At 74.7% G+C, this 22,696-nt stretch carries 20 protein-coding genes; 14 read left to right on the forward strand and 6 right to left on the reverse strand.

Annotated elements, in window-relative coordinates:
• The first annotated feature begins 15 nt into the window (after nt 1-15).
• From Cph01nite_RS01225 to Cph01nite_RS01255, 7 genes are all read left to right on the forward strand, one after another.
• Nucleotides 16-1,026 carry a bifunctional riboflavin kinase/FAD synthetase gene (locus Cph01nite_RS01225; RefSeq protein WP_203670522.1) on the forward strand — a complete coding sequence of 337 codons (1,011 nt, stop codon included), beginning with the start codon at nt 16-18 and terminating at the stop codon, nt 1,024-1,026.
• A gap of 116 nt (nt 1,027-1,142) precedes the next feature.
• Entirely contained in the window at nt 1,143-1,412 is a 270-nt protein-coding gene (gene rpsO / locus Cph01nite_RS01230) for a 30S ribosomal protein S15 (RefSeq protein ID WP_203670523.1), read from the forward strand.
• 235 nt (nt 1,413-1,647) lie between these two features.
• Nucleotides 1,648-3,879 (forward strand): polyribonucleotide nucleotidyltransferase, encoded by a 2,232-nt coding sequence (locus Cph01nite_RS01235; RefSeq protein ID WP_203670524.1) that lies wholly within the window; start codon nt 1,648-1,650, stop codon nt 3,877-3,879.
• Between the two features lies 1 nt (nt 3,880).
• Nucleotides 3,881-5,203: a M16 family metallopeptidase gene (locus Cph01nite_RS01240; RefSeq protein WP_203670525.1), complete on the forward strand. Its 1,323-nt coding sequence runs from the start codon at nt 3,881-3,883 to the stop codon at nt 5,201-5,203.
• A gap of 38 nt (nt 5,204-5,241) precedes the next feature.
• Nucleotides 5,242-6,072 (forward strand): helix-turn-helix domain-containing protein, encoded by an 831-nt coding sequence (locus Cph01nite_RS01245; RefSeq protein ID WP_203670526.1) that lies wholly within the window; start codon nt 5,242-5,244, stop codon nt 6,070-6,072.
• Nucleotides 6,073-6,132: 60 nt separating this feature from the next.
• Entirely contained in the window at nt 6,133-6,891 is a 759-nt protein-coding gene (gene dapB, locus Cph01nite_RS01250; protein ID WP_203670527.1) for a 4-hydroxy-tetrahydrodipicolinate reductase, read from the forward strand.
• Nucleotides 6,888-7,379 carry a tetratricopeptide repeat protein gene (locus Cph01nite_RS01255; protein WP_203670528.1) on the forward strand — a complete coding sequence of 164 codons (492 nt, stop codon included), beginning with the start codon at nt 6,888-6,890 and terminating at the stop codon, nt 7,377-7,379. The genes dapB and Cph01nite_RS01255 overlap by 4 nt, the downstream gene beginning before the upstream one ends.
• Nucleotides 7,380-7,403: 24 nt before the next feature.
• Here Cph01nite_RS01255 and Cph01nite_RS01260 read toward each other — a convergent pair whose 3' ends face one another.
• A complete protein-coding gene (locus Cph01nite_RS01260; RefSeq protein ID WP_203670529.1) occupies nt 7,404-7,955 on the reverse strand; it encodes a GNAT family N-acetyltransferase in 552 nt (183 codons plus the stop codon).
• Between the two features lie 42 nt (nt 7,956-7,997).
• Here Cph01nite_RS01260 and Cph01nite_RS01265 point away from each other — a divergent pair, with 42 nt between their 5' ends.
• Nucleotides 7,998-8,570, forward strand: coding sequence for a hypothetical protein (locus Cph01nite_RS01265; RefSeq protein ID WP_203670530.1), 573 nt, complete (start codon nt 7,998-8,000; stop codon nt 8,568-8,570).
• Between the two features lie 19 nt (nt 8,571-8,589).
• Here the strand turns inward: Cph01nite_RS01265 and Cph01nite_RS01270 are convergent, their stop codons facing one another.
• The 3 genes from Cph01nite_RS01270 to Cph01nite_RS01280 form a co-directional block, all read right to left on the reverse strand.
• Nucleotides 8,590-8,904 carry an AzlD domain-containing protein gene (locus tag Cph01nite_RS01270; protein ID WP_203670531.1) on the reverse strand — a complete coding sequence of 105 codons (315 nt, stop codon included), beginning with the start codon at nt 8,902-8,904 and terminating at the stop codon, nt 8,590-8,592.
• Nucleotides 8,901-9,593, reverse strand: coding sequence for an AzlC family ABC transporter permease (locus Cph01nite_RS01275; RefSeq protein ID WP_239068952.1), 693 nt, complete (start codon nt 9,591-9,593; stop codon nt 8,901-8,903). Before Cph01nite_RS01275 ends, Cph01nite_RS01270 begins: the two co-directional genes overlap by 4 nt.
• A gap of 67 nt (nt 9,594-9,660) precedes the next feature.
• Nucleotides 9,661-11,130, reverse strand: coding sequence for an NAD-dependent succinate-semialdehyde dehydrogenase (locus Cph01nite_RS01280; RefSeq protein WP_203670533.1), 1,470 nt, complete (start codon nt 11,128-11,130; stop codon nt 9,661-9,663).
• Between the two features lie 35 nt (nt 11,131-11,165).
• Here Cph01nite_RS01280 and Cph01nite_RS01285 point away from each other — a divergent pair, with 35 nt between their 5' ends.
• From Cph01nite_RS01285 to Cph01nite_RS01300, 4 genes are all read left to right on the forward strand, one after another.
• Nucleotides 11,166-12,002 (forward strand): thymidylate synthase, encoded by an 837-nt coding sequence (locus Cph01nite_RS01285; protein WP_203670534.1) that lies wholly within the window; start codon nt 11,166-11,168, stop codon nt 12,000-12,002.
• Between the two features lie 4 nt (nt 12,003-12,006).
• Nucleotides 12,007-12,489 (forward strand): dihydrofolate reductase, encoded by a 483-nt coding sequence (locus Cph01nite_RS01290; protein WP_203670535.1) that lies wholly within the window; start codon nt 12,007-12,009, stop codon nt 12,487-12,489.
• Nucleotides 12,490-12,552: 63 nt separating this feature from the next.
• Nucleotides 12,553-13,482 (forward strand): 4-hydroxy-tetrahydrodipicolinate synthase, encoded by a 930-nt coding sequence (gene dapA, locus Cph01nite_RS01295; RefSeq protein WP_203670536.1) that lies wholly within the window; start codon nt 12,553-12,555, stop codon nt 13,480-13,482.
• Nucleotides 13,483-13,516: 34 nt separating this feature from the next.
• Nucleotides 13,517-15,202: a ribonuclease J gene (locus tag Cph01nite_RS01300; RefSeq protein ID WP_203670537.1), complete on the forward strand. Its 1,686-nt coding sequence runs from the start codon at nt 13,517-13,519 to the stop codon at nt 15,200-15,202.
• A gap of 32 nt (nt 15,203-15,234) precedes the next feature.
• Here the strand turns inward: Cph01nite_RS01300 and Cph01nite_RS01305 are convergent, their stop codons facing one another.
• Nucleotides 15,235-16,386, reverse strand: coding sequence for a DNA glycosylase AlkZ-like family protein (locus tag Cph01nite_RS01305; protein WP_239068953.1), 1,152 nt, complete (start codon nt 16,384-16,386; stop codon nt 15,235-15,237).
• A gap of 132 nt (nt 16,387-16,518) precedes the next feature.
• Between Cph01nite_RS01305 and Cph01nite_RS01310 the strand changes: the two genes are divergently transcribed.
• On the forward strand, nt 16,519-19,140 hold the full coding sequence (locus Cph01nite_RS01310; RefSeq protein WP_203670538.1) for an FtsK/SpoIIIE family DNA translocase: 2,622 nt from the start codon (nt 16,519-16,521) through the stop codon (nt 19,138-19,140).
• An 11-nt stretch (nt 19,141-19,151) separates the two neighbouring features.
• Nucleotides 19,152-21,326, forward strand: coding sequence for a putative bifunctional diguanylate cyclase/phosphodiesterase (locus Cph01nite_RS01315; RefSeq protein ID WP_203670539.1), 2,175 nt, complete (start codon nt 19,152-19,154; stop codon nt 21,324-21,326).
• A gap of 27 nt (nt 21,327-21,353) precedes the next feature.
• Here Cph01nite_RS01315 and Cph01nite_RS01320 read toward each other — a convergent pair whose 3' ends face one another.
• The gene (locus Cph01nite_RS01320; protein WP_203670540.1) at nt 21,354-22,673 is read right to left on the reverse strand and encodes a CapA family protein; all 1,320 of its coding nucleotides are present in this window, start codon (nt 22,671-22,673) and stop codon (nt 21,354-21,356) included.
• Between the last annotated feature and the right edge of the window lie 23 nt (nt 22,674-22,696).

The following is a 22,696-nucleotide window of genomic DNA, read 5'->3' on the forward strand; positions in this document are numbered from 1 at the left end:
GGGACGGGAGCGGGTGTGCAGGTCTGGACCGACGTGTCGCAGGTGCCGGCGGGGTGGGGGCCGTCGGTGGTGACGCTCGGCAACTTCGACGGCGTGCACCGCGGGCACGTCGCGGTGCTGACCCGCATGGTCGAGGACGCGCGGGCCGTCGGGGCACGGGCCGTGGCGGTCACCTTCACGCCCCACCCCGCCCAGGTCCACCGGCCCGACGCCGCCCCGCCGCTGCTGCTCGGCGACGCCGACCGGATCGAGATGCTCGCGGCCACGGGTCTGGACGCGGTGCTGCTCGTCACGTACACGCTGGAGTTCGCGCGGCAGAGCCCGCAGGAGTTCGTCCAGCGGTACCTGGTGGGGGCGCTGGCCGCGCGCACGGTCGTGGTGGGGCGCGACGTGCGCTTCGGCTGGCAGAACTCCGGCGACCTGGCGACGATGCGCGAGCTGGGGGAGCGGCACGGGTTCGACGTCGACGACATCGAGGACGTGCGCCCCGGTGGGGAGCCCGACGCCCCGGCGGGGCGCCGCTGGTCCTCGACCTGGGTGCGTGAGCTGCTCGCGCTCGGGGACGTGCGGGCTGCGGCGGACGTGCTCGGCCGCGCCCACCGCGTCCGCGGTGTCGTCGTCCACGGCGACGCCCGGGGGCGTGCGCTCGGGTACCCGACCGCGAACCTGGGCGGGACGACCGGCATGGTGCCCGCCGACGGCGTCTACGCCGGCTGGCTGCGCCGCGCCGACCGGCGGCCGGACGGGGCACCGGTCGAGGAGGGCGACCGGGTGCTGCCGGCGGCCGTGTCGATCGGCACGAACCCGACGTTCGGAGGGCGGGACCGGCGGGTCGAGGCGTACGTGCTGGACCGCACCGACCTCGACCTCTACGACGAGGAGGTCGTCCTCGAGCTGGTGGAGCGGCTGCGTCCGACGCTCCGGTTCGACGCCGTCGACGAGCTCCTGACGCAGATGGCGTCGGACGTCGCCGAGGTGCGGCGGGTGCTCGGGAGCGCCGGGCCCGAGGAGCCTGCGGGTCCGTGACGAGCTCAGCGCCCGGCACTGGTAGTCTGGTGGACGCCGTACGACCGGCCGCGGACCGAGAGAGCCCGGGTGGACATGCCCCGGCGCACCGCGCAACGAGAAACCTGAGGAGCACCGTGTCGCTCGACACTGCCACGAAGCAGTCCATCATGGCCGAGTACGCCACCCACGAGGGCGACACCGGCTCGCCCGAGGTGCAGATCGCGGTCCTGACCCAGCGGATCAAGGACCTGACCGAGCACCTCAAGGAGCACAAGCACGACCACCACAGCCGCCGCGGGCTGCTCCTGCTCGTCGGGCGCCGTCGCCGGCTGCTCGGCTACCTGCAGAAGGTCGACATCAACCGCTACCGCGCGCTCATCGAGCGCCTCGGCCTGCGCCGCTGAACGACCCGCACCAGCCCGGACCTCCTCGGTCCGGGCTGGTCCTGCGTCGGGCCCGGTCCGGCTCGACGGACCGACGCGGGACCGCACGACCGCACCACCTGCACGACCAGCACAACCACCGCGCCGACCCCGCTCGTCCGGTCCTCGGTAGTGGCTCCCGGAACACGTGTCCGGGTACCACGGTCGAAGACCGCCGCGGGGCAGGGCGGCGCCTTCGAGAACAAGGAGGGCACCCGTGGAGGGTCCCGAGATCCAGTTCGCCGAGGCCACGATCGACAACGGTCGCTTCGGCACCCGCACCGTCCGCTTCGAGACCGGCCGCCTGGCCAAGCAGGCCGCCGGCGCAGCCGTCGCCTACCTGGACGACGACACGATGCTCCTGTCGGCCACGACGGCCGGCAAGCACCCGCGTGAGGGCTTCGACTTCTTCCCCCTGACGGTCGACGTCGAGGAGCGGCAGTACGCCGCCGGCAAGATCCCCGGCTCGTTCTTCCGTCGCGAGGGCCGCCCCTCGACCGAGGCGATCCTGGCGTGCCGCCTGATCGACCGCCCGCTGCGTCCCCTGTTCGTCAAGGGCCTGCGCAACGAGGTGCAGGTCGTCGTCACGGTCCTGTCGATCAACCCCGACGACTCGTACGACGTCCTGGCCATCAACGCGGCGTCGATGTCGACGCAGCTGTCCGGCCTGCCGTTCTCCGGCCCGGTCGCGGCCACGCGCCTGTCGCTCGTCGACGGCCAGTGGGTCGCGTTCCCGCGCTACTCCGAGCGCGAGCGCTCGACGTTCGACATCGTCGTCGCCGGCCGCGTCGTCGGTGACGACGTCGCGATCGCGATGATCGAGGCCGACGCCCCCGAGGGCGCGTGGAACCTCATCCACGGCGGCGGCGGCACCGCGCCGACCGAGGAGATCGTCACGCAGGGCATCGAGGCCGCCAAGCCGTCGATCCGCGCCCTGGTCGAGGCCCAGCAGCAGCTGGCCGCCTCGAGCGCCAAGGAGACGCGGGACTTCCCGACGTTCCCCGACTACCAGCCCGACGTGCTCGCCGCGGTCGAGCAGGCCGCCACCGCGCGCCTGTCGGACGCGCTGTCGATCGCCGACAAGCAGCAGCGCGAGGCGCGCCTCGACGAGATCAAGGGCGAGGTCCAGACCGAGCTCGCCGGTCAGTTCGAGGGTCGCGAGAAGGAGATCTCCGGCGCGTACCGCTCCGTGCAGAAGACCCTCATCCGCCAGCGGATCCTCACCGACGGCTTCCGCATCGACGGCCGTGGCCTGCGGGACATCCGCACCCTCTCGGCCGAGGTCGAGGTCCTGCCCCGGACGCACGGCTCGGCGCTGTTCGAGCGCGGCGAGACGCAGATCCTCGGCGTCACGACGCTGAACATGCTGCGCATGGAGCAGCAGATCGACTCGCTGTCGCCCGAGACGCGCAAGCGGTACATGCACCACTACAACTTCCCGCCGTTCTCCACCGGCGAGACGGGGCGCGTCGGCTCGCCGAAGCGTCGCGAGATCGGTCACGGCGCGCTCGCCGAGCGCGCGATCGTCCCGGTGCTGCCGGCCCGCGAGGACTTCCCCTACGCGATCCGTCAGGTCTCCGAGGCGCTGGGCTCCAACGGCTCGACCTCCATGGGCTCGGTCTGCGCCGCGACGCTGTCGCTGCTCAACGCCGGTGTCCCGCTGCGCGCGCCCGTCGCGGGCATCGCCATGGGCCTGGTCTCCGACACCGTCGACGGTGAGACCCGCTACGCGGCCCTCACGGACATCCTCGGGGCCGAGGACGCCTTCGGTGACATGGACTTCAAGGTCGCCGGCACGCGGGAGTTCGTCACCGCGATCCAGCTCGACACCAAGCTCGACGGCATCCCGGCGTCGGTCCTGGCCGGCGCGCTGACGCAGGCGAAGGAGGCTCGCCTGGCGATCCTCGACGTCATCGGCGAGGCCATCGACGTCCCGGACGAGATGAGCCCGTTCGCCCCGCGCGTCATCTCGGTGAAGGTCCCGGTCGACAAGATCGGCGAGGTCATCGGCCCGAAGGGCAAGATGATCAACCAGATCCAGGAGGAGACCGGCGCCGACATCTCCATCGAGGACGACGGCACGGTCTACATCGGCGCCACCGACGGACCGTCGGCGGAGGCCGCACGGGCCGCGATCAACGCGATCGCGAACCCGCACATGCCCGAGATCGGCGAGCGGTTCGTCGGGACCGTGGTGAAGACCACGACCTTCGGCGCGTTCATCTCGCTGTCGCCGGGCAAGGACGGTCTGCTGCACATCTCGCAGATCCGCAAGCTCGTCGGTGGCAAGCGCGTCGAGAACGTCGAGGACGTCCTGGCCATCGGCCAGAAGGTCCAGGTCGAGATCGGCGAGATCGACCCGCGCGGCAAGCTGTCGCTGCACGCGGTCCTCGACGAGGCGCAGGGCGAGGGCGAGCCGGCCGTCGAGCCGGCGACGACCGACGCCTGACGTGCCGCAGATCCTCCCGCTCGTCGCGCCCGGCTCACCGGGCGCCGAGCTCGTCGTCGGGCAGGACGGTGCCGCCGTACGGCGCACCGTCCTGCCCGGCGGCGTCCGGGTCCTGACCGAGCACATGCCCGGCCTGCGCTCCGCCACCGTCGGGGCGTGGGTCGGGGTCGGATCGCGGGACGAGACGTCGGGCCACTTCGGCTCGACGCACTTCCTCGAGCACCTGCTGTTCAAGGGCACCGCGCGCCGCTCCGCCATGGACATCGCGGAGGCGTTCGACGCCGTCGGCGGTGAGGCGAACGCCGCCACCGGCAAGGAGCACACCTGCTACTACGCACGGGTGCTCGACACCGACGTGCCCATGGCCGTCGACGTCATCGCCGACATGGTGACGTCCGCCCGCCTCGACGGCGACGAGCTCGAGACCGAGCGCGGCGTCATCCTCGAAGAGCTCGCCATGAACGACGACGACCCGTCGGACGTCGCGCACGAGCAGTTCGCCACGGCCGTGTTCGGCGACACCCCGCTCGGTCGGCCGATCGGCGGCACCCCGCACGCCATCCGGACGGTGCCCCGCGCCGCGGTGTGGGACCACTACCGCGAGCACTACCGCCCCGAGACCCTCGTCGTCACCGCGGCCGGGGGCGTCGACCACGACGCGCTGTGCGCCCAGGTCGAGGCGGCGCTCGCGGCCGGCGGCTGGGACCTGGCGCCGGGCGCGGTCCCTGCAGCGCGCCGTGCCGCGGGTGTGCCCGGACCCGCCGCGGCGGGCGTCGAGCTCACGGTCCGCCGCTCCACCGAGCAGGCCAACGTCATCGTCGGCGGCACCTGCCTGAACGCCACCGACGATCGGCGGTTCGTGCTGTCGGTGCTCAACGCCGCCCTCGGCGGCGGCATGTCGTCGCGGCTGTTCCAGGAGATCCGCGAGAAGCGCGGGCTGGCGTACTCCACCTACTCCTTCGCGAGCGCGCACGCCGAGACCGGCCTGTTCGGTCTGTACGCCGGGTGCACCCCCGCAAGGGTCGACGAGGTCACCGCCCTCATGGTCGTCGAGCTCGAGCGCATGGCCGACGAGCCGATGGGCGCGGCCGAGCTCTCCCGCAGCATCGGCCAGCTCTGCGGCGGGCTCGTGCTCGGCATGGAGGACACCGGGTCGCGGATGAGCCGGCTCGGCAAGGCCGAGCTCGTGCACGGGCAGCTGCTCGACGTCGACGAGTCGCTCGCCCGGATCCGGGCGGTCACGGCGGGCGAGGTCCAGGAGCTCGCGGCCGAGCTCGCCGCAGCGCCGCGCAGCGTCGTGCGCGTCGGGCCCTTCGGGGACTGACCGGCCCCACTGACGCCTTGTCGGCGGCATGATGAGGCATGGCCGTCGCCGTGGACTCGTACCGTCGCCTTCCCGTTCCCGCCGGGCTGCACGGCATCGCCGAGCACGCGTGGGTCGCGAGACACGACGGCGGGCGGCAGCACACCGAGGTGCTGCTGCCCGACGGGCGCGGTCTGCTGCAGATCGTGCGCGGCACGGGCGGTCGGCTCGTCGACCCGCTCACGGGGGTGGTCACCCCCGACCGCGACGGGCTGCGCAGCGCGTGGACGCGGGCGGTGATCGCCGAGCAGACGGGCCCCGTGGCGCGCCTGGGGGTGCAGCTGCACCCGCTGGGGCCCGCGCGGCTGCGCGCCGAGCGGCCCGTGGCCGACACCTGGCTGCCGGTCGAAGAGGTCCTCGACGCGGCGACCGTCGCGCGCGCAGGTGAGCTCCTGGAGGCCGGTGGCGACGACGAGGCCGTGGGCGTCGTGCTCGACGCGCTCGCGGCGCTGCCGCGGCGGACGGGTGCGGACCTCGACCACCTTGAGGACGCCCTGCGGTTCATCGACGAGCGGCACGGTCTGGTCCGCCAGCTCGACGTGGCACGCGACGTCGCGACGAGCCTGGGTGAGCTGCACCGCTGGTGCACGCACCTGCTCGGCATGACGCCCGCGCAGTACCTGTCCGCGGTGCGGTTCGCGACGTTCGTGCGCGAGTCGGTCGGGTCCGGCCCGGTCGACGCCGCCGCCACGACCGCCGTCGTCGAGTGGTTCGTCGAGGCCGGCTACCCGCCGCGGGAGGTGGAGCGGTTCACCGGCCTGCCGCCGGTCGAGCTGCGGCGGCTCGCGGAGCACCTGGCGCAGCGCGTCGCCGCGTCCCCCGGCCGCTGAAGCGCGGGCCCGGCGGACGCGCCGGGTCGCGGCGCGGTGCGGCGGCTAGGGTGGCGTGCCGTGAGCGAAACGATCCGCGTGGCCGTGCTGGGAGCGTCCGGGCGCATGGGAGCGACCACCGTGCGCGCCGTGCAGGAGGCCGACGGGCTGGAGCTGGTGGCCGCGCTGGACGCGGGTGACGACCTGCGCACCGTGGTGGCCGAGGGCGCGCACGTCGCCGTCGACTTCACCGTGCCGTCGGTGACGGAGCAGAACGTGCACCTCCTCGTCGACGCGGGCGTGCACGCGGTCGTCGGCACGACGGGGTGGGACGACGCGTCGCTCGGCCGTGTCCGTGACCACCTCGGGCGGGCGCCCGGGGTGGGTGTCGTGGTGGCCCCGAACTTCGCCCTCGGCGCGGTCCTGGCGATGTCGTTCGCGCGGCAGGCCGCCCGCTGGTTCGAGTCCGCGGAGGTCGTCGAGCTGCACCACCCCGACAAGGTCGACGCGCCGTCGGGCACCGCACGGCACACCGCGCAGGGCATCGCGGCCGCCCGCGCCGCGGCCGGGCTGGGGGCGATGCCCGACGCGACGTCGCAGACCCTGGACGGCGCGCGCGGCGCCGACGTCGACGGGGTGCGCGTGCACGCGGTGCGACTACGTGGCCTGGTCGCGCACGAGGAGATCCTGCTGGGCAACCCGGGCGAGATGCTCACGATCCGTCACGACTCGTTCGACCGCACGAGCTTCATGCCCGGCGTGCTGCTCGCGGTGCGCCGGGTGGGGGAGCGCCCCGGGCTGACGGTCGGGCTCGAGCACCTGCTGGACCTGCCCGCATGAGCGAGCACCCCCCGGCCCGGCGCCGGCGCACGGGGCTCGCTGCTGCCGTGGGGCTCACGGCGCTGCTGGGCATCTACGTGTGGCTCGTCGCGCTGCGCGCGGTGCAGCTCGTCGCGACCGGTCGGGCCGTGGGGATCGTGCTCGGCGTCGCCCTGCTCGTCGCGCCGCTGCTCGTGCTCGGCCTCATCGTTCGGGAGTGGCTGCTGGCGCTCGACGTGCAGCGCATGGCCGACACGCTGGCCACCGCCGGGCAGCTGCCCGTGGACGACCTGCCGCGCTCGGCCAGCGGTCGGGTCGACCGGGCGGCGGCGCGGGAGGCGTTCGGGCCGTACCGCGACCAGGTGCAGGCCGACCCGGGGGACTGGCGCGGCTGGTACCTCCTGGGGTTCGCGTACGACGCGGCCGGTGACCGGTCGCGGGCGCGGGCCGCGCTGCGCACGGCGAGCCGGCTGCACCGGGGCAAGGGCGCGCCCGGCGACCTGCCCTGAGGCGGCCCGGGCGCGCGGCGCGACTCAGATCGCCGCGTACCACCGGTGCTCGGCCACGACGTGCGCCTCCTCGTCGGGCCCCGGACCGGTCGCCAGGCGCCGGGTGCGCCCGTCGGGGCCCAGGCCCGTGCCGGACAGGAACCGCTCGCGGGCGGCGTCGCCCTCGACGACCCAGGTCTGCACCTGGTCGGCGCCGTCGGCGCGCAGCAGGTCGACCGCAGCCGCGAGCAGGCGCGAGCCGTGCCCGGAGCGCTGGTCCGGCGGGTCGACCTCGAGGGCGAGGACCACGCCGCCGGGCGCCTGCATCGGGTCCGGCGGTGCGACCGGTGCGACCGAGGCGACGCCGACGACCCGCGGCCCGTCGCACGCGACCAGCACGTGGTAGCCGGGCCCGGGAGGCGTGGTCACCGCCTGGCGCCACTGGGCGACGAACGCCTGCTCGTCGAGCGAGTCGAGCACGACCTCGCCGAGCACGTCGGCGTGGGCCGTGCGCCACGCGGCGAGCTGGATGGCGGCGATGCGGGTCTCGTCGCCCGGCACGGCGGGACGGACGGACACGTCGGCGGTGGGCGGCACCCCGCGAGCCTAACCCGCAGGTGCGGACGGCAGACTGGCACGGTGACCGAGCCCTCCTGCGCCGACCTCGCCGACCGCTTCGATGCCTACGGCCCGGCGACGGCGACGCCCGGGCACCTGCGCGCCCTGACCGGCGCCGACCTCGAGGCTCGCGGCCGGGCGGTGCGGCACCTGTGGTCGGCGGTCCTGCACCAGGGGACGCCGGCCACGGTCACGCCTGGAGCCGTCCGGTACCTGCTCGCGGTGCTGCCCGACCTGTGGGTCGACCGGGCGACCGCGCTCGAGGTGCTCGCTCTGCTCGAGCTGGTCGCGCGGGAGGGGACCGTGCCGCACGAGCCGCGCTCCGCCCTGGAGGCGTCGGTGGCCGCCCACCCCGACGCCGAGGACGTGCTGCGTGCCTTGACCGCGGCGGGGCGGGAGGACGACTTCTACGACTCGCCGGAGCTCACGGGCGCCCTGCTGGCCCGGGCGGCGCTGGGGTGCCGCGACGTGCAGGCCGACGTGGTCATGGCGCTCGACGCGCTGCCGGCGGTGGCGGACGAGCGCGAGGAGGCGGTCCGGCGGGCGAGGGCCGCGGCTGCTCGGGTGGTCGGCGCGTCACGCGGCGACGGCTGACACCCGAGGTCCGGCGCGGTCAGGGCATCCCGAGCAGCCGCAGGCCGGCGGCCGTGGCCGCGGCCAGGACGACGACCACGACGAACGGCGCCCGCAGCGCCAGCGCCACGGCCGCGACGGCCAGCGCGGGCAGGCGCGCGTCGAGGACGACCTGGCCGCTGCTCGTCGCGGTCTGCACCGCGACGAGTGCGGACAGCAGCGCGACGGTGACGAGCGCGGCGACCCGGGCCACCCGGGGCCGCGCGAGCCAGTGCTCGGGCAGCACGTGCCCCGCGAGCTTGATGGCGAGGCAGGCCAGCCCGGCGAGCAGGACCGCACCCCACAGGGCCGTCATGCCGGCACCTCGGGCGCGGGCCGGGGCGGGACCGCGACGCCGACGACGACCGCGACGCACGCCGCCAGCAGCACCGGGATCCCGGCGGGCAGGACCGGCGTGGTGACCAGTGCGACCACGACGGCCGCCGCGGCCACGCCCTGCGCCGCACGTCCGGCCAGGCGGGGCCAGACGAGGGCGAGGAACGCGGCCGCCGCGGCCGCGTCGAGGCCGTAGGCACGCGGGTCGCCCAGGCGGTCACCGGCCAGCGCGCCCAGCAGCGTGAACGCGTTCCACAGCACGAGGACGCCGACGCCCGTCCACCAGAACCCGACGCGGGCGGCGGCCCGGGTGGGCTGCGCGGTCGCGACCGCGGTGGACTCGTCGATCGTGACGTGGGCGGCCGGGCCACGCCAGCGCCACGGCAGGTCCAGCAGCGGCGTGAGCTGCGCGCCGTACAACCCGTTGCGCGCGCCGAGCAGCGCGGCGGACGCGACGGCCGCCCCCGCGGCGCCGCCGGCGCCGATCACGCCGATGAACGCGAACTGCGACCCTCCGGAGAACATCAGCAGGCTCAGCGCCATCGTCTGGGGGACCGTCAGCCCGGCGGCGACCGACAGCGCGCCGAACGACACGCCGTACAGGCCCGTGGCCACGGACACCGAGACCGCCTGCCGGCGAGCGGCGGTGGCGGGGTCGTGCGGCGTCACGGCGTCACTGTCGCACACGCACCCGGGCTCGACGCCCCCGCGGTGCGGCCCGTGCCACGGGCTGCCCTCAGAGCGCGACGTACACGGGCTCGAGGTACTCCTCGAGCCCCAGCTCCCCGCCCTCGCGTCCCAGCCCGGACGTCTTGAGGCCGCCGAACGGCGCGCTCGCGTCGGACACCATGCCGCGGTTGATGCCGATCATGCCGGCCTCGAGCTCCTCGGCCAGCCGCATCACCCGGCCCACGTCCCGCGTGTACGCGTAGGAGACCAGGCCGAACGGGGTGCCGTTGGCCAGCCGCAGCGCCTCGTCCTCGTCGTCGAAGGTCACGACGGGTGCCACGGGCCCGAACGTCTCCTCGGTGACGACCCGGGCGTCGGGGGACACCTCCGTCAGGACGGTCGGCCGGAAGAAGTACCCGTCGCGGTCGGGCGCGTCGCCGCCCGTGCGGACGCGCGCGCCACCGTCGGTCGCCTGCGCGACGACCTCGGCCACGCGCTCGACCGCCGAGCGCTGGATGAGGGGGCCGACCGTGACGCCGTCGTCGGCCCCGTGACCCAGCACGAGGTCGGCGAACGCCGTGGTCAGCCGCCGGGCGAACTCGTCGGCGACCGACGCGTGCACGAGGAACCGGTTGGCAGCGACGCACGTCTGGCCGGAGTTGCGCATCTTCGCCTGCACCGCGCCCTCGACCGCGGCATCGAGGTCGGCGTCCTCGAAGACGAGGAACGGCGCGTTGCCGCCGAGCTCCATCGACGTGCGCAGGACCGAGGGGGCGGCTGCCGCCAGGAGCGTCGCACCGACCTCGGTCGACCCCGTGAACGACAGCTTGCGCAGGCGCGGGTCGGCCAGCAGCGGCTCGCTGACGCGCCGCGCGGACGACGTCGGCACGACGTTGACCACCCCCGTCGGCAGGTCGCGCGCGGCGAGCTCCGCGCGGATGATCTCGGCGACGTACAGCGTGGTCAGCGGCGTCAGCTGCGCGGGCTTGACGACGCACGTGCACCCCGCCGCCAGCGCGGGGGCCACCTTGCGGGCGATCATCGCGACCGGGAAGTTCCACGGGGAGATGAGCAGCGCCGGCCCCACCGGGCGCCGCAGCACCAGCTGGTGGTGCGTGCCGGCCGGAGCGCGCCGTGCGAGGCCGTCGACCCGCACGGCCTGCTCCCCGTACCAGCGGACGTACTCGGCGGCGTAGGCCACCTCGGCCCGTGCCTCGGCGAGCGGCTTGCCGCCCTCGGCGGTGACGAGCGCCGCGATGTCCTGCGCCCGCGCCCTCATCGCCTCGTCGACGGCGCGCAGCAGGTCCGCCCGGACGCGTGGCGACGTCCGACGCCAGGGACCGGCCGCGTCGGCCGCGGCGTCGAGCGCCTCGCGGGCGTCGTCCTCGTCGCCGTCGGCGACCTCGACGAGCGTGCGCGCGGTGCCCGGGTCCTCGACCTCGAACGTCGCGCCCGAGCGTGCGGGACGCCAGCGCCCGTCGACGAGCACGCCCGTGGGCAGGTGGGCGGCGAGGGCGGGGGGCAGCGGGCGGCTCATGCGTGCCATCCTGCCGTCGCGCCTACGATGTCGCCATGACGCAGCCGGCACCGGGATCGAGCGACCTCACGACCGACGTCCCGACGCCGTACGAGGACCTGCTGCGGCTCGTGCTGGCGACCGGGACACCCAAGGCGGACCGCACCGGGACGGGCACCCGCTCGGTCTTCGGGCACCAGCTGCGCTACGACCTGCGCGCGGGGTTCCCGCTGGTCACGACGAAGCGCGTGTTCTTCCGTGGGGTCGCCGAGGAGCTCTTCTGGTTCCTGCGCGGGGAGTCCAACATCGCGTCGCTCGTTGACCGCGGCGTGCACATCTGGGACGAGTGGGCCGACGACGAGGGCGAGCTCGGTCCGGTCTACGGCGTGCAGTGGCGCTCGTGGCCGACGCCCGACGGCGGGCACGTCGACCAGCTCGCGCGGCTGCTCGACGAGCTGCGCCGCGACCCGGACTCACGTCGCCACGTGGTCTCGGCGTGGAACGTGGCGGCGCTGGACGACATGGCGCTGGTCCCGTGCCACGCGTTCTTCCAGCTGTACGTCAGCGACGGACGGCTCTCGCTGCAGGTGTACCAGCGCTCGGCCGACCTGTTCCTCGGGGTGCCGTTCAACCTCGCGTCGTACGCGCTGCTCACGCACATGATCGCGCAGCAGGTCGGCCTCGAGGTGGGCGACCTGGTGTGGACCGGTGGCGACTGCCACGTCTACGACAACCACGTGGAGCAGGTCCGCGAGCAGCTGTCACGCCGCCCGTACCCGTACCCGACGCTGCAGCTGCGCCAGGCGCCGTCCCTGTTCTCCTACACGTGGGACGACGTCGCCGTCGAGGGGTACCGGCACCACCCGACGATCGCCGCGCCCGTGGCGGTCTGACACGGTGATCGGCCTGGTCTGGGCGCAGACGCCCGACGGCGTGATCGGCGATGCCGGCACCATCCCGTGGCACGTGCCCGAGGACCTGGCGCACTTCCGCGAGCTGACGACCGGCGGCACCGTCGTCATGGGGCGGGCGACGTGGCAGTCGCTGCCCGAGCGCTTCCGGCCGCTGCCGGGCCGGCGCAACGTGGTGCTGTCCCGCGACCCCGGGTTCCGTGCGCCGGGCGCCGAGGTCGTCCACGGCCTCGACGAGGCGCTGGCGGCGGACCACGACGTCTGGGTCATCGGTGGTGGCGCGGTGTACGCGGCCACGATCGACCACGCGGAACGCGTCGAGGTCACGGTCGTCGACCTCGACGTGCCCGGCGACACCCGGGCACCGGCGATCGGCGCCGGGTGGCGGCTCGCGTCGGGCGGCGAGGGCGCACCCTGGCGCGTCTCGCGCACCGGGACGCGGTACCGGTTCGACTCCTGGCGCCGCTGAGCAGGCCGTCGCGGAGGCGGAAGGCCCGGACGCGGACCACCCTCCGGGCGGTACCGTGTGGCCATGTCTGCCGTGACGTCCGCCACCCACCCGTTCGGGTCGCTGCTCTCCGCCATGGTCACCCCGATGACCCGCGACGGCGCGGTCGACCTCGAGGCCACGGCACGGCTCGCCCGGCACCTCGTCGACGCCGGCCACGACGGCCTGGTCGTCAACGGCACCACCGGCGAGGCGCCCACGACGCACGCACCCGAGAAGGCCGAGATCGTGCGCGTCGTCGTCGAGGCGGTCGGCGACCGGGCCGTCGTCGTCGCGGGCGCCGGCTCGAACGACACCGCGCACGCCGTGCGCATGGCCGAGCAGGCCGCCGAGGCCGGGGCCCACGGGCTGCTCGTGGTGACGCCCTACTACTCGCGTCCGGCGCCCGACGGCATCGTCGCGCACGTCCACGCGGTCGCCGCCGCGACCGACCTGCCGATCATGCTCTACGACGTCCCCGGCCGGGCGGGCGTCCGCCTGACGGCGGCGACGATCGACGCGCTCGCGGCGCACGACCGCGTCGTCGCCATGAAGGACGCGACGGGCGACGTCGTGGCCGCCGCGGAGTCGGTCGTCCGCACGGGCCTGGCCTGGTACAGCGGCGACGACGGGCTCGCGCTGGCCTTCCTCGCCCACGGTGCCGTCGGTCTCGTCGGGGTCGCGACGCAGGCCGCGCCCGAGGGCTTCGCCCGCCTGTTCGCCGCCTGGCGCGACGGCGACGCCGCGACCGCCCTCGACGTGTACCGCTCGCTGCTGCCCGTGGTGACGGCCCTCAACGGCGCCGGTTTCCAGGCGGCCGCCGCGAAGGCGGCGCTCGTCGAGCTCGGCGTCCTGGGCAGCAGCGCCATGCGCCTGCCCCTGGTCCCCTTCACCGACGACGAGGTCGCGGGTGTGCGCGCCGCCCTGGCCGCGGCCGGGCTGCTCGGCGTCGTCCCGGGTGCCGAGCGCGTGTGACGCCGCGGGCACCCACCGATCCCTCAGGAGCTCCATGAGTCACCCGCACCCCGATCTGACGCTGCCCCCGCCGCTGCAGGACGGAGCCCTGCGGATCGTCCCGCTGGGCGGGCTGGGCGAGGTCGGCCGGAACATGGCCGTCCTCGAGCACGCGGGTCGTCTGCTGGTCATCGACTGCGGGGTGCTCTTCCCCGAGGACCACCAGCCGGGCGTCGACCTGATCCTCCCGGACTTCGCCTACATCGCCGACCGCCTCGACGACATCGACGCGATCGTGCTCACGCACGGCCACGAGGACCACATCGGCGCGGTCCCGTACCTGCTGCGCCTGCGGCGCGACATCCCGCTCGTCGGCTCGCAGCTGACCCTGGCGTTCGTCGAGGCCAAGCTCAAGGAGCACCGGATCGCCCCCACCACCCTGACGGTGCGCGAGGGGCAGGTCGAGCAGCTCGGTGCCTTCGAGTGCGAGTTCGTCGCGGTCAACCACTCCATCCCGGACGCGCTCGCGGTCGCCGTCCGCACGGCCGCCGGCACGGTCCTGCACACCGGCGACTTCAAGATGGACCAGCTCCCGCTCGACGGCCGCATCACGGACCTGCGGGCGTTCGCGCGGCTCGGTGAGCGGGGCGTCGACCTGTTCATGGTGGACTCCACGAACGCCGAGGTCCCGGGGTTCGTGACCCCCGAGCGGGAGATCGGCCCCGTGCTCGACCAGGTGGTCGCGGAGTCGACGGGGCGGGTCGTGGTGGCCTCGTTCGCCTCGCACGTGCACCGCGTCCAGCAGGTCATCGACGCCGCGGTCGCCAACGAGCGCAAGGTCGCGCTGGTCGGCCGGTCGATGGTCCGCAACATGGGCATCGCGGCCGAGCTCGGGTACCTGCGCGTGCCCGACGGGGTGCTCGTGGACCTCAAGCAGCTGGAGAGCATGCCCGACGACCGGGTGGTGCTCATGTGCACCGGCTCGCAGGGGGAGCCGATGGCGGCGCTGTCGCGCATCGCGAACGGCGACCACAAGGTCGCCGTCGGACCGGGGGACACGGTCGTGCTCGCGTCCAGCCTGATCCCCGGCAACGAGAACGCGGTCTTCCGGGTCATCAACGGCCTCATGCGGCTGGGCGCGCGGGTCGTGCACTCCGGCAACGCGAAGGTCCACGTGTCCGGGCACGCCAGCGCCGGTGAGCTGCTCTACTGCTACAACATCCTGCGTCCGCGCAACGTCATGCCCGTCCACGGGGAGGTCCGTCACCTCGTGGCGAACGCGGCGCTCGCGGTCCGGACCGGTGTGCCGGCGGACCGCGTCGTCCTGGCGGAGGACGGGGTCGTCGTCGACCTCGTCGACGGGCAGGCCCGGGTGGTCGGCGCCGTGCCCTGCGGGTACGTGTACGTGGACGGGTCGAGCGTCGGGGAGCTGACGGAGGCCGAGCTCAAGGACCGCCGGATCCTGGGGGACGAGGGCTTCGTGTCGATCTTCGCGGTCGTGTCCTCGGGCGACGGCAAGGTGCTCGCCGGCCCGCAGATCCACGCGCGCGGCGTCGCGGAGCAGGACGACGTCTTCGACGAGATCCTGCCGGTGCTGACCGCTGCCCTGGAGGACGCGGCGCGCACGGGCACGAGCGACACCCACCAGCTCCAGCAGGTGATGCGCCGCGTCGTGGGCCGCTGGGTGTCGAGCAGGCTGCGACGCCGCCCGATGATCATCCCCGTGGTCGTGGAGGCCTGAACCGGAGCGCGCCGGACGGTGCGGGCGCGCCGTCAGGGTGTGCGCAGTCCACGGAACTCCGCGAGCCGTGCGTGCTGGGCGTCGACCTGGGCGCGCAGCGTGGCGTCCCACCGCGTCCAGGGTGTGACGTCGAGCGCCAGCACCCCGCTGCGCGTGCGCGGTCGCCACGTGCCGACGATCTCGCCGTCGCGGAGCACCGCCCCGGGCCGGCCGAGCACGGGCCACAGCGAGCGGCGTGCGGCGGCGTCGGGCACGAGCAGCTCGCGGTCGCGCGCCTGGACGAACAGGTCGTAGGTGCCCAGCAGGCGGACCGGCGGCCGGTCGGACGGGTGCGCCGCGGCGCGCAGGGCGTCCACGTCCTCGTCGAGCACCTGGGCCGGGACGCCGTCGACGGTGACGTCCGTGACGTCCGACGGCCACCGGGACGTGACCTCGCGGACGGGGGCGTCGAGGTAGCCGGCGACGGCGGCGGGCGTGGTGGGCCCGAGCAGGTGCAGCGCCGACCGGACGACGTCGAGCGGTGCTCCCGGCGCGGCGGGCTCGGTGCGGCCCACCTGGGTGGACGGCCAGCGGGGGATGCGTCGCAGCACCGGGGGTGAGGTCGCCGCCTCGAGCTCGAGGCCGGCGTGCAGCGCCGCGAGCCGGAAGGTCTGCTCGTACATGTGGGTCGCACCGCAGGGTCGGCAGGCGCGCAGGTAGGCGTCGGGCATGGCCGCGGTCAGCGCTGCCGACACCTCACCCTTGACCGTCGGGCGCACGACGATCTCGCGCATCGCTCGTGCCACGGCGGCCAGGGCCTGGGTGGGGGCGATGCCGGCGGCCCGCAGCGGGCGTGCCGCGTCGAAGATGCGCCGTGCGGCGTCGGCGTCGGACCAGGGACGCAGGGCGCGCTCGACGTCGCGCAGGTCCGCGCGGCGGTAGGCGTGCGGCGCCCCCCGCAGCGTCCAGGCCAGGGCGAGGGTCGCGGGTCGGTCGGAGGCGACGACGGACGCACCGCGGTTGGCGAGCGCCCAGAGGGCGCCGTCGGTCCCGGTGTCCTGGACGCCGGCGTCGAGCACGGCGCTGTCGGTGACGTCGGTCACCGTCCCCGGGGCGCGATCGAGCTGCTGGGCCCGGGCGCGGTGCCGCAGGGCGGTGACGCGGTCGACCGCGATCGACGCGGTCGCCGTCCTCGGGTGGTCCATGCCCCGCATCGTGGCACCCACCTGCGACACCCGGGGCCGGCCGCTGGCCGGGTCGGCTCCGTGTCGCTCCGGAGAGCGACACGGACACGCACCAGCGACGTCCCGGGCCGTGGCGACGCTACCGTGAGGACCATGGCGACCCGTACGACTCCAGGCCCGGCGCGATCGACCCGCGCCTCCGGTGCGTCGTCCGGGTCCGCCAAGGGCTCGTCGTCGCGCGGCACCGCCAAGCCCGCGGCCCGCGGCGCGGCCGCACCGCGGCGCCCGGCGCTGCCGCTGCGGATCGTGCGGGGCATCTGGATGGGCGCCGCGCACCTCGTCGGGGGGACGGCCCGGCACGTCGGAGCAGGCGCGCGCGAGCTGGACCCGGCGCACCGGCGCGACGGGCTCGCGCTCACGCTCGTGGGCCTCGCGGTCGTCGTCGCCGCGCGCGAGTGGTGGGACCTGTCGGGGACGGCGGGCGACGTCATCCACAACGTCGTGGCGGGCACCTTCGGTGTCGTCGGTGTCGTGGTGCCGGTCGTGCTGCTCGGTCTCGGCGTCCGCCTCATGCGCCACCCGGACCGTGTGCAGGCCAACTCGCGCATCGGCATCGGGCTGACCGCGATCACGGTCGCCTCCTGCGGCATCGTGCACCTCACGCAGGGTCTGCCCCGCACCCAGGACATGGCCGCCGTGCGGGCGGCGGGGGGTGTGGTCGGCTTCCTGGTCGGGACCCCGCTGGCGACGCTGCTGACGACGGTCGTGGCGGGCGTGCTGCTGGCGATCCTCGCGTTCTTCGGCGTGCTGGTCGTGACCGCCACGCCCGTGCACCAGATCGGCCCGCGGCTCGCCGGCCTGTACCGCCGTCTGACGGGCCACCACGAGGAGCCCGTCGACGAGCCGGACGCGCCGTTGGTGATCGAGGCGCTGCACAGCGCCCGTCCCGAGGCCCCCGTGTCGAAGACCCGGCGGCTGCTCGGCCGGCGCCGCGCGCAGGAGGTCCCGCCGCCGGACGACGGCCGCCTCGACGGTTACGAGGGCGACGAGGCGTTCGAGCGCGCCGCCGTCGTGGCGCGCGAGGAGGAGGAGGCCGCAGCGGCAGCGGCGGCCGCCGACGCGGTGGCCACCCGCCGCATGGCACCGGTCACCGACACGGCGACCACGGCCGTCGTGGAGGCGGACCTGCCGGCCCCGCCGACAAGCGGCGTGCCCCGTGGTGAGCAGCCGATGCTCGAGGGCGACGTCGTGTACATCCTGCCCACCGAGGAGGTCCTGGCGAAGGGCCCGCCGCACAAGGTGCGCTCGGCCGCGAACGACCGCGTCGTGGAGTCGCTGACGTCGGTGCTCGACCAGTTCGAGATCGACGCGCAGGTCACCGGCTTCACCCGGGGGCCGACGGTCACGCGCTACGAGGTCGAGCTCGGCCCCGCGGTCAAGGTCGAGCGCGTCACGGCGCTGAGCAAGAACATCGCCTACGCGGTCGCCAGCGCGGACGTGCGGATCCTGTCGCCGATCCCCGGCAAGTCGGCCATCGGCATCGAGATCCCGAACACCGACCGCGAGACCGTCGCGCTGGGTGACGTCCTGCGGTCCTCGGCCGCCAAGCGCAGCGAGCACCCGATGGTCATCGGCGTCGGCAAGGACGTCGAGGGCGGCTACGTGGTGGCGAACCTGGCCAAGATGCCGCACCTGCTGGTCGCCGGCGCGACCGGCGCGGGCAAGTCGTCCTTCGTGAACTCGATGATCGTGTCGATCCTCATGCGGTCGACGCCCGACGAGGTCCGGATGATCCTCGTCGACCCCAAGCGCGTCGAGCTCACGCTGTACGAGGGGATCCCGCACCTCATCACGCCGATCATCACGAACCCGAAGAAGGCCGCCGAGGCGCTCGAGTGGGTCGTGCGGGAGATGGAGGCGCGGTACGACGACCTCGCCAACTTCGGGTACAAGCACATCGACGACTTCAACGTCGCCGTGCGCGCCGGCAAGGTCAAGCCGCTGCCCGGGTCGGAGCGCAAGATCGCCACGTACCCGTACCTGCTGGTGATCGTCGACGAGCTCGCCGACCTCATGATGGTCGCGCCGCGGGACGTGGAGGCGTCGATCCAGCGGATCACCCAGCTGGCGCGCGCCGCCGGCATCCACCTCGTCCTGGCCACGCAGCGCCCGTCGGTGGACGTCGTCACGGGTCTCATCAAGGCCAACGTCCCGTCGCGGCTCGCGTTCGCGACCAGCTCGCTCACGGACTCGCGGGTCGTGCTCGACCAGCCCGGTGCGGAGAAGCTCATCGGGCAGGGCGACGCGCTGTTCCTGCCGATGGGCGCGGCCAAGCCGATGCGCACCCAGGGTGCGTGGGTCTCGGAGTCGGAGATCCACGCCGTCGTGGAGCACGTGAAGACCCAGCTCAAGCCGGTGTACCGCGAGGACGTCGCCGTCCAGGCCGTCAAGAAGCAGGTCGACGACGACATCGGCGACGACCTCGACCTCCTGCTCCAGGCGGCCGAGCTGGTGGTGACGACGCAGTTCGGCTCGACGTCCATGCTGCAGCGCAAGCTCCGGGTCGGGTTCGCCAAGGCGGGCCGGCTGATGGACCTGCTGGAGTCGCGCGAGATCGTCGGGCCCTCGGAGGGCTCGAAGGCCCGCGAGGTCCTGCTGCAGCCGGACGACCTGCCGGCCACCCTCGCCATGCTGCGGGGTGAGCCCGGCCCCGCCGCACCGTCGCAGGCGGACGAGGAGAGCGACGGCGGGCACGGTCCCGCCGACGACGACTGAGCGGCCGCGGAGTGGACGTCGGTCTGGTCGGTCCGTACAACGTCATCACCACGGTCATCGCGGTGGTGGCCGTCGCCGCACTCGGCACGGTCCTGGTCCTGCTGCGTCGGGAGCGCGCCCAGGCCCGACGCAACGCCGAGCTGGTGCGCGTCGCCGGGCAGCTCCACCGCCGCTACGACGCGCTGCAGCGGGTCACGAGCGAGGGCGTCCTGGTGCAGTCCCGGGACGGCGAGGTGCTGGACCTCTCGGAGCGCGCGGCACAGATCCTGGGGGTCACGCGCGACTCGGTCGTCGGGATGCCGGTGTCGCGGATGCCCGTCGTGCTCCTCGACGACCGGGGCCTCGCGGTGAACCCGGGGCTCGTCCTGGCGCGGCACGACGTGGAGGGCGAGGAGCGCACGACGGTCGTCACGCTCGTCCCGCCGGGGCCGGGTGCGCGCCCGTCGGTCGTGCAGGTCACGAGCCGCACGATGCCCGCCGACGACGACGGGAGCGTCGGTGTGCTGACGACGATCGTCGACATCACGGCCCGGCACGACGTCGAGGTCGCGCTGTCCCGCAGCGAGACGCAGTTCCGCGTGGCGATGGAGAACGCCCCGATCGGCATGGCGCTGGTCGACCTCGAGTGGCGCATCACCGAGGCCAACGTCGCGCTGGCCGAGCTGCTCGGGACGCACGCGTCCGCCCTGCGGGGCTACCGCATCGACGAGCTCAGCGCGCCCGAGGACCGTGCGTCCCAGCGGATGGAGATGGACAAGCTGCTCGGCGGCGGGCAGCAGCGGTTCTCGCTGGAGATGCGCTGCCGCCGCGCGGACGAGCAGCTCGTGTGGGTCGTCCTCGACGCGGCGCTCGTGCGGGCCGCGGACGGCCGCGCCGACCACTTCGTCGTCCAGGTGCGCGACGCCACGGAGTCGAAGATGCAGGCCGAGATGCTCACGCACCGGGCCATGCACGACCCGCTCACCGGGCTCGCGAACCGCACCCTGCTGCAGGAGGTCCTGCAGGCGGCCCTCGCCCAGCCGGGCGCCGTCGACCGGATCGCCGTGCTCGCGTGCGACCTCGACGGCTTCAAGGCGATCAACGACCGGTACGGGCACGCTGCCGGCGACGACATCCTCGTGCACGTCGCCGGGGTGCTGCGGGCGGCCTCGGCCGGCAACGGCACCGTCGCGCGGCTCGGGGGTGACGAGTTCGTCGTCGTGCTGCAGGACGTGCACGCCGCCAAGGCCGTGTTCGAGGTCGCCAACGAGATCCACTCGGGTCTCGCCGAGCCGGTGCGGGTGGGCCGTCGGCGTCTCGGTGTGGGGGCCAGCGTCGGGATCGCGCTCGCCGAGCCGCACCTCGTCGAGGCGGGGGCGCCGACCCTGCTCGCCGCGGCCGACGCCGCGCTGTACCGCGCCAAGCAGACCGGGCGCGGGCGCACCGAGGTGTACGACACGTCGATGGAGCTCGCCGCACCGTCCAACGTGCACCGCGAGCTGGTGCAGGCGATCGAGGCGGGCGAGATGGTCGTGCACTACCAGCCGATCGTCGACCTGTCCGACGGGCACGTCGTCGGGTACGAGGCGCTCGTGCGCTGGCAGCACCCGCACCGCGGCCTGCTGCTGCCCGGCGCCTTCCTGCCGCAGGTGCAGGAGGCCGGCGTCTCGGTGCTCCTGGGGCAGCTGGTCGCCAGCCGCGTCGTGGAGTTCCTCGCGACCCACGCGGACGACGGGCGGTGGGTCTCCGTCAACGTGTCCGCGGACCAGCTCGGGGACTCCGAGCTGGCGACCCGGTTGCTGCAGGACCTGTCGCGGCACCGGGTGACGGCCGGTCGGCTCGTCCTGGAGCTGACGGAGTCGTCGCTGGTCGCCTCGGGCACGCGGATCCGGCACGAACTCACGCAGCTGTCCGCGGCGGGCGTCCCGATCCTGCTGGACGACTTCGGCACGGGCGTCTCCCCGTTGTCCTACCTGCGGGACCTGCCGGTCGCGGGGGTCAAGCTCGACATGTCCTTCACGTCCGGGATCCCGCACGACCCGACCGCGGGCAAGGTCGTGCGGGCGCTGGGGGCCCTGGCGCGCGAGCTGGCGATGGTGACCATCGCGGAGGGCATCGAGTACGAGGAGCAGGCCGAGTTCCTGCGACGCAACGGGTGGCGGTACGGGCAGGGCTGGCTCTACGGCGGCGCGCGGCCCTTCGAGTGAGGTGCGGCGCCCGTGGTCGCGGCGGCCTCAGCGGGTGCGGGGGACCACGACCGGCGCCGGACCGGTCGCCGCTGCCGGTGTGGCACGCTCGGGCGCCGCGGGGCCCGCGGCGCCCCGCACCAGCTCGAGCCGCCGCGCGACGCGGGCGGCGGGCAGCGACGCCGTGCCGTCGGGGATGTCGACGAGGGCGTGCACGCGGTGCCCGCCCGCGCGGTCGACGGTGATGGGCGTCCACTGCACCCCGGCGACCCGCGCCGGCCCCGCCGGCGTCCCCGCGGCGGGATCGGCACCGGTGGCGACGACCTCGGCGGTGAGCAGGAGACCCGACGCGGTGTCGGCCGCGCAGCACGCCTCGTCCTGGTTGGACACGTAGTTGCCCAGCCCGTAGGCCACCCACATGCCCACCCCGTCCGGCCCGCCGGCCAGGAGCTCGACGGGTTGCGGGACGTGCGCGTGATGCCCGATCACGAGGTCCACGGAGCCCGAGTCGGCGAGCTCCTGCGCGAGTGCGCGCTGCGTGTCGGTGGGTGCCGTGCGGTACTCGCTGCCCCAGTGCAGGCTGACGAGCACGAGGTCGGCACCTGCGGCGCGGGCCGCGGTCGCCCGGGTGACCAGGTCGTCCGCGTCGGTCAGCTGCACGGACCACGGCTTGTCGGGGTCGACGGGCATGCCGTTGGTCCCGTAGGTCGAGGCGAGGTGGGCCACCGTGACGGTGCGGCCGGCCCGCTCGAGGCGGTACAGCTGCGCCTGCGCGTCCTCGCCGGGTGACCGCGCCGTGCCGACGTGGCCGAGCCCGGCGCCGTCGAGCGCGTCGAGCGTCGCGCCGACCCCGGCCCAGCCGCGGTCGACGGAGTGGTTGGAGGCGGTCGAGCAGCCGTCCCAGCCCTGCGCGGCGAGCCCGTCCGCGAGCTGTGCCGGCGCCCCGAACACGGGGTACCCGGACGGGGCGGAGCCCTGGGGGGCGACCGGGACCTCGAGGTGGCACAACGCGAGGTCCGCGCTGCGCACCCAGGGATCCAGGGGCGTGAGCAGCGGGGTGAAGTCGTAGCCGTCCCCGGCGCGGGCGGACCGCAGCACGGGCAGGTGCGGCAGCACGTCACCCGCGGCGACGATGCTCAGCGCGACGTCGGGCTCGGCGGTGGGGACCGGGACAGGCGGGGCGGGCGGCGCCGGTGCCGACGTGTAGGCGCCCGCGACCGTGGGGACCGCACCCGGCAGGGACGGGGGAGCGGATGCGCCCAGGGCGCCCGCCGCTCCTGCGGAGCCGGCCAGGACGAGCCCGGTCAGGGCGGCCGCGACCGCGACCGGGAGCACCGGCCGGTGCGGTTCCCGGGCGTGACGTGGCACGCCGGGAGACTAGTCGGTCATCC

This window comes from Cellulomonas phragmiteti (assembly GCF_016862775.1).
GTDB classification, from domain to species: domain Bacteria; phylum Actinomycetota; class Actinomycetes; order Actinomycetales; family Cellulomonadaceae; genus Cellulomonas; species Cellulomonas phragmiteti.

Coding starts and splice junctions, on each gene's coding strand:
- Cph01nite_RS01310 (WP_203670538.1), top strand. CDS start 16,519: ATGGCGACCCGTACGACTCCAGGCCCGGCGCGATCGACCCGCGCCTCC.
- Cph01nite_RS01300 (WP_203670537.1), top strand. CDS start 13,517: ATGAGTCACCCGCACCCCGATCTGACGCTGCCCCCGCCGCTGCAGGAC.
- dapA (WP_203670536.1), top strand. CDS start 12,553: ATGTCTGCCGTGACGTCCGCCACCCACCCGTTCGGGTCGCTGCTCTCC.
- Cph01nite_RS01285 (WP_203670534.1), top strand. CDS start 11,166: ATGACGCAGCCGGCACCGGGATCGAGCGACCTCACGACCGACGTCCCG.
- Cph01nite_RS01270 (WP_203670531.1), bottom strand. CDS start 8,904: ATGACGGCCCTGTGGGGTGCGGTCCTGCTCGCCGGGCTGGCCTGCCTC.
- Cph01nite_RS01255 (WP_203670528.1), top strand. CDS start 6,888: ATGAGCGAGCACCCCCCGGCCCGGCGCCGGCGCACGGGGCTCGCTGCT.
- Cph01nite_RS01245 (WP_203670526.1), top strand. CDS start 5,242: ATGGCCGTCGCCGTGGACTCGTACCGTCGCCTTCCCGTTCCCGCCGGG.
- Cph01nite_RS01305 (WP_239068953.1), bottom strand. CDS start 16,386: ATGGACCACCCGAGGACGGCGACCGCGTCGATCGCGGTCGACCGCGTC.
- Cph01nite_RS01280 (WP_203670533.1), bottom strand. CDS start 11,130: ATGAGCCGCCCGCTGCCCCCCGCCCTCGCCGCCCACCTGCCCACGGGC.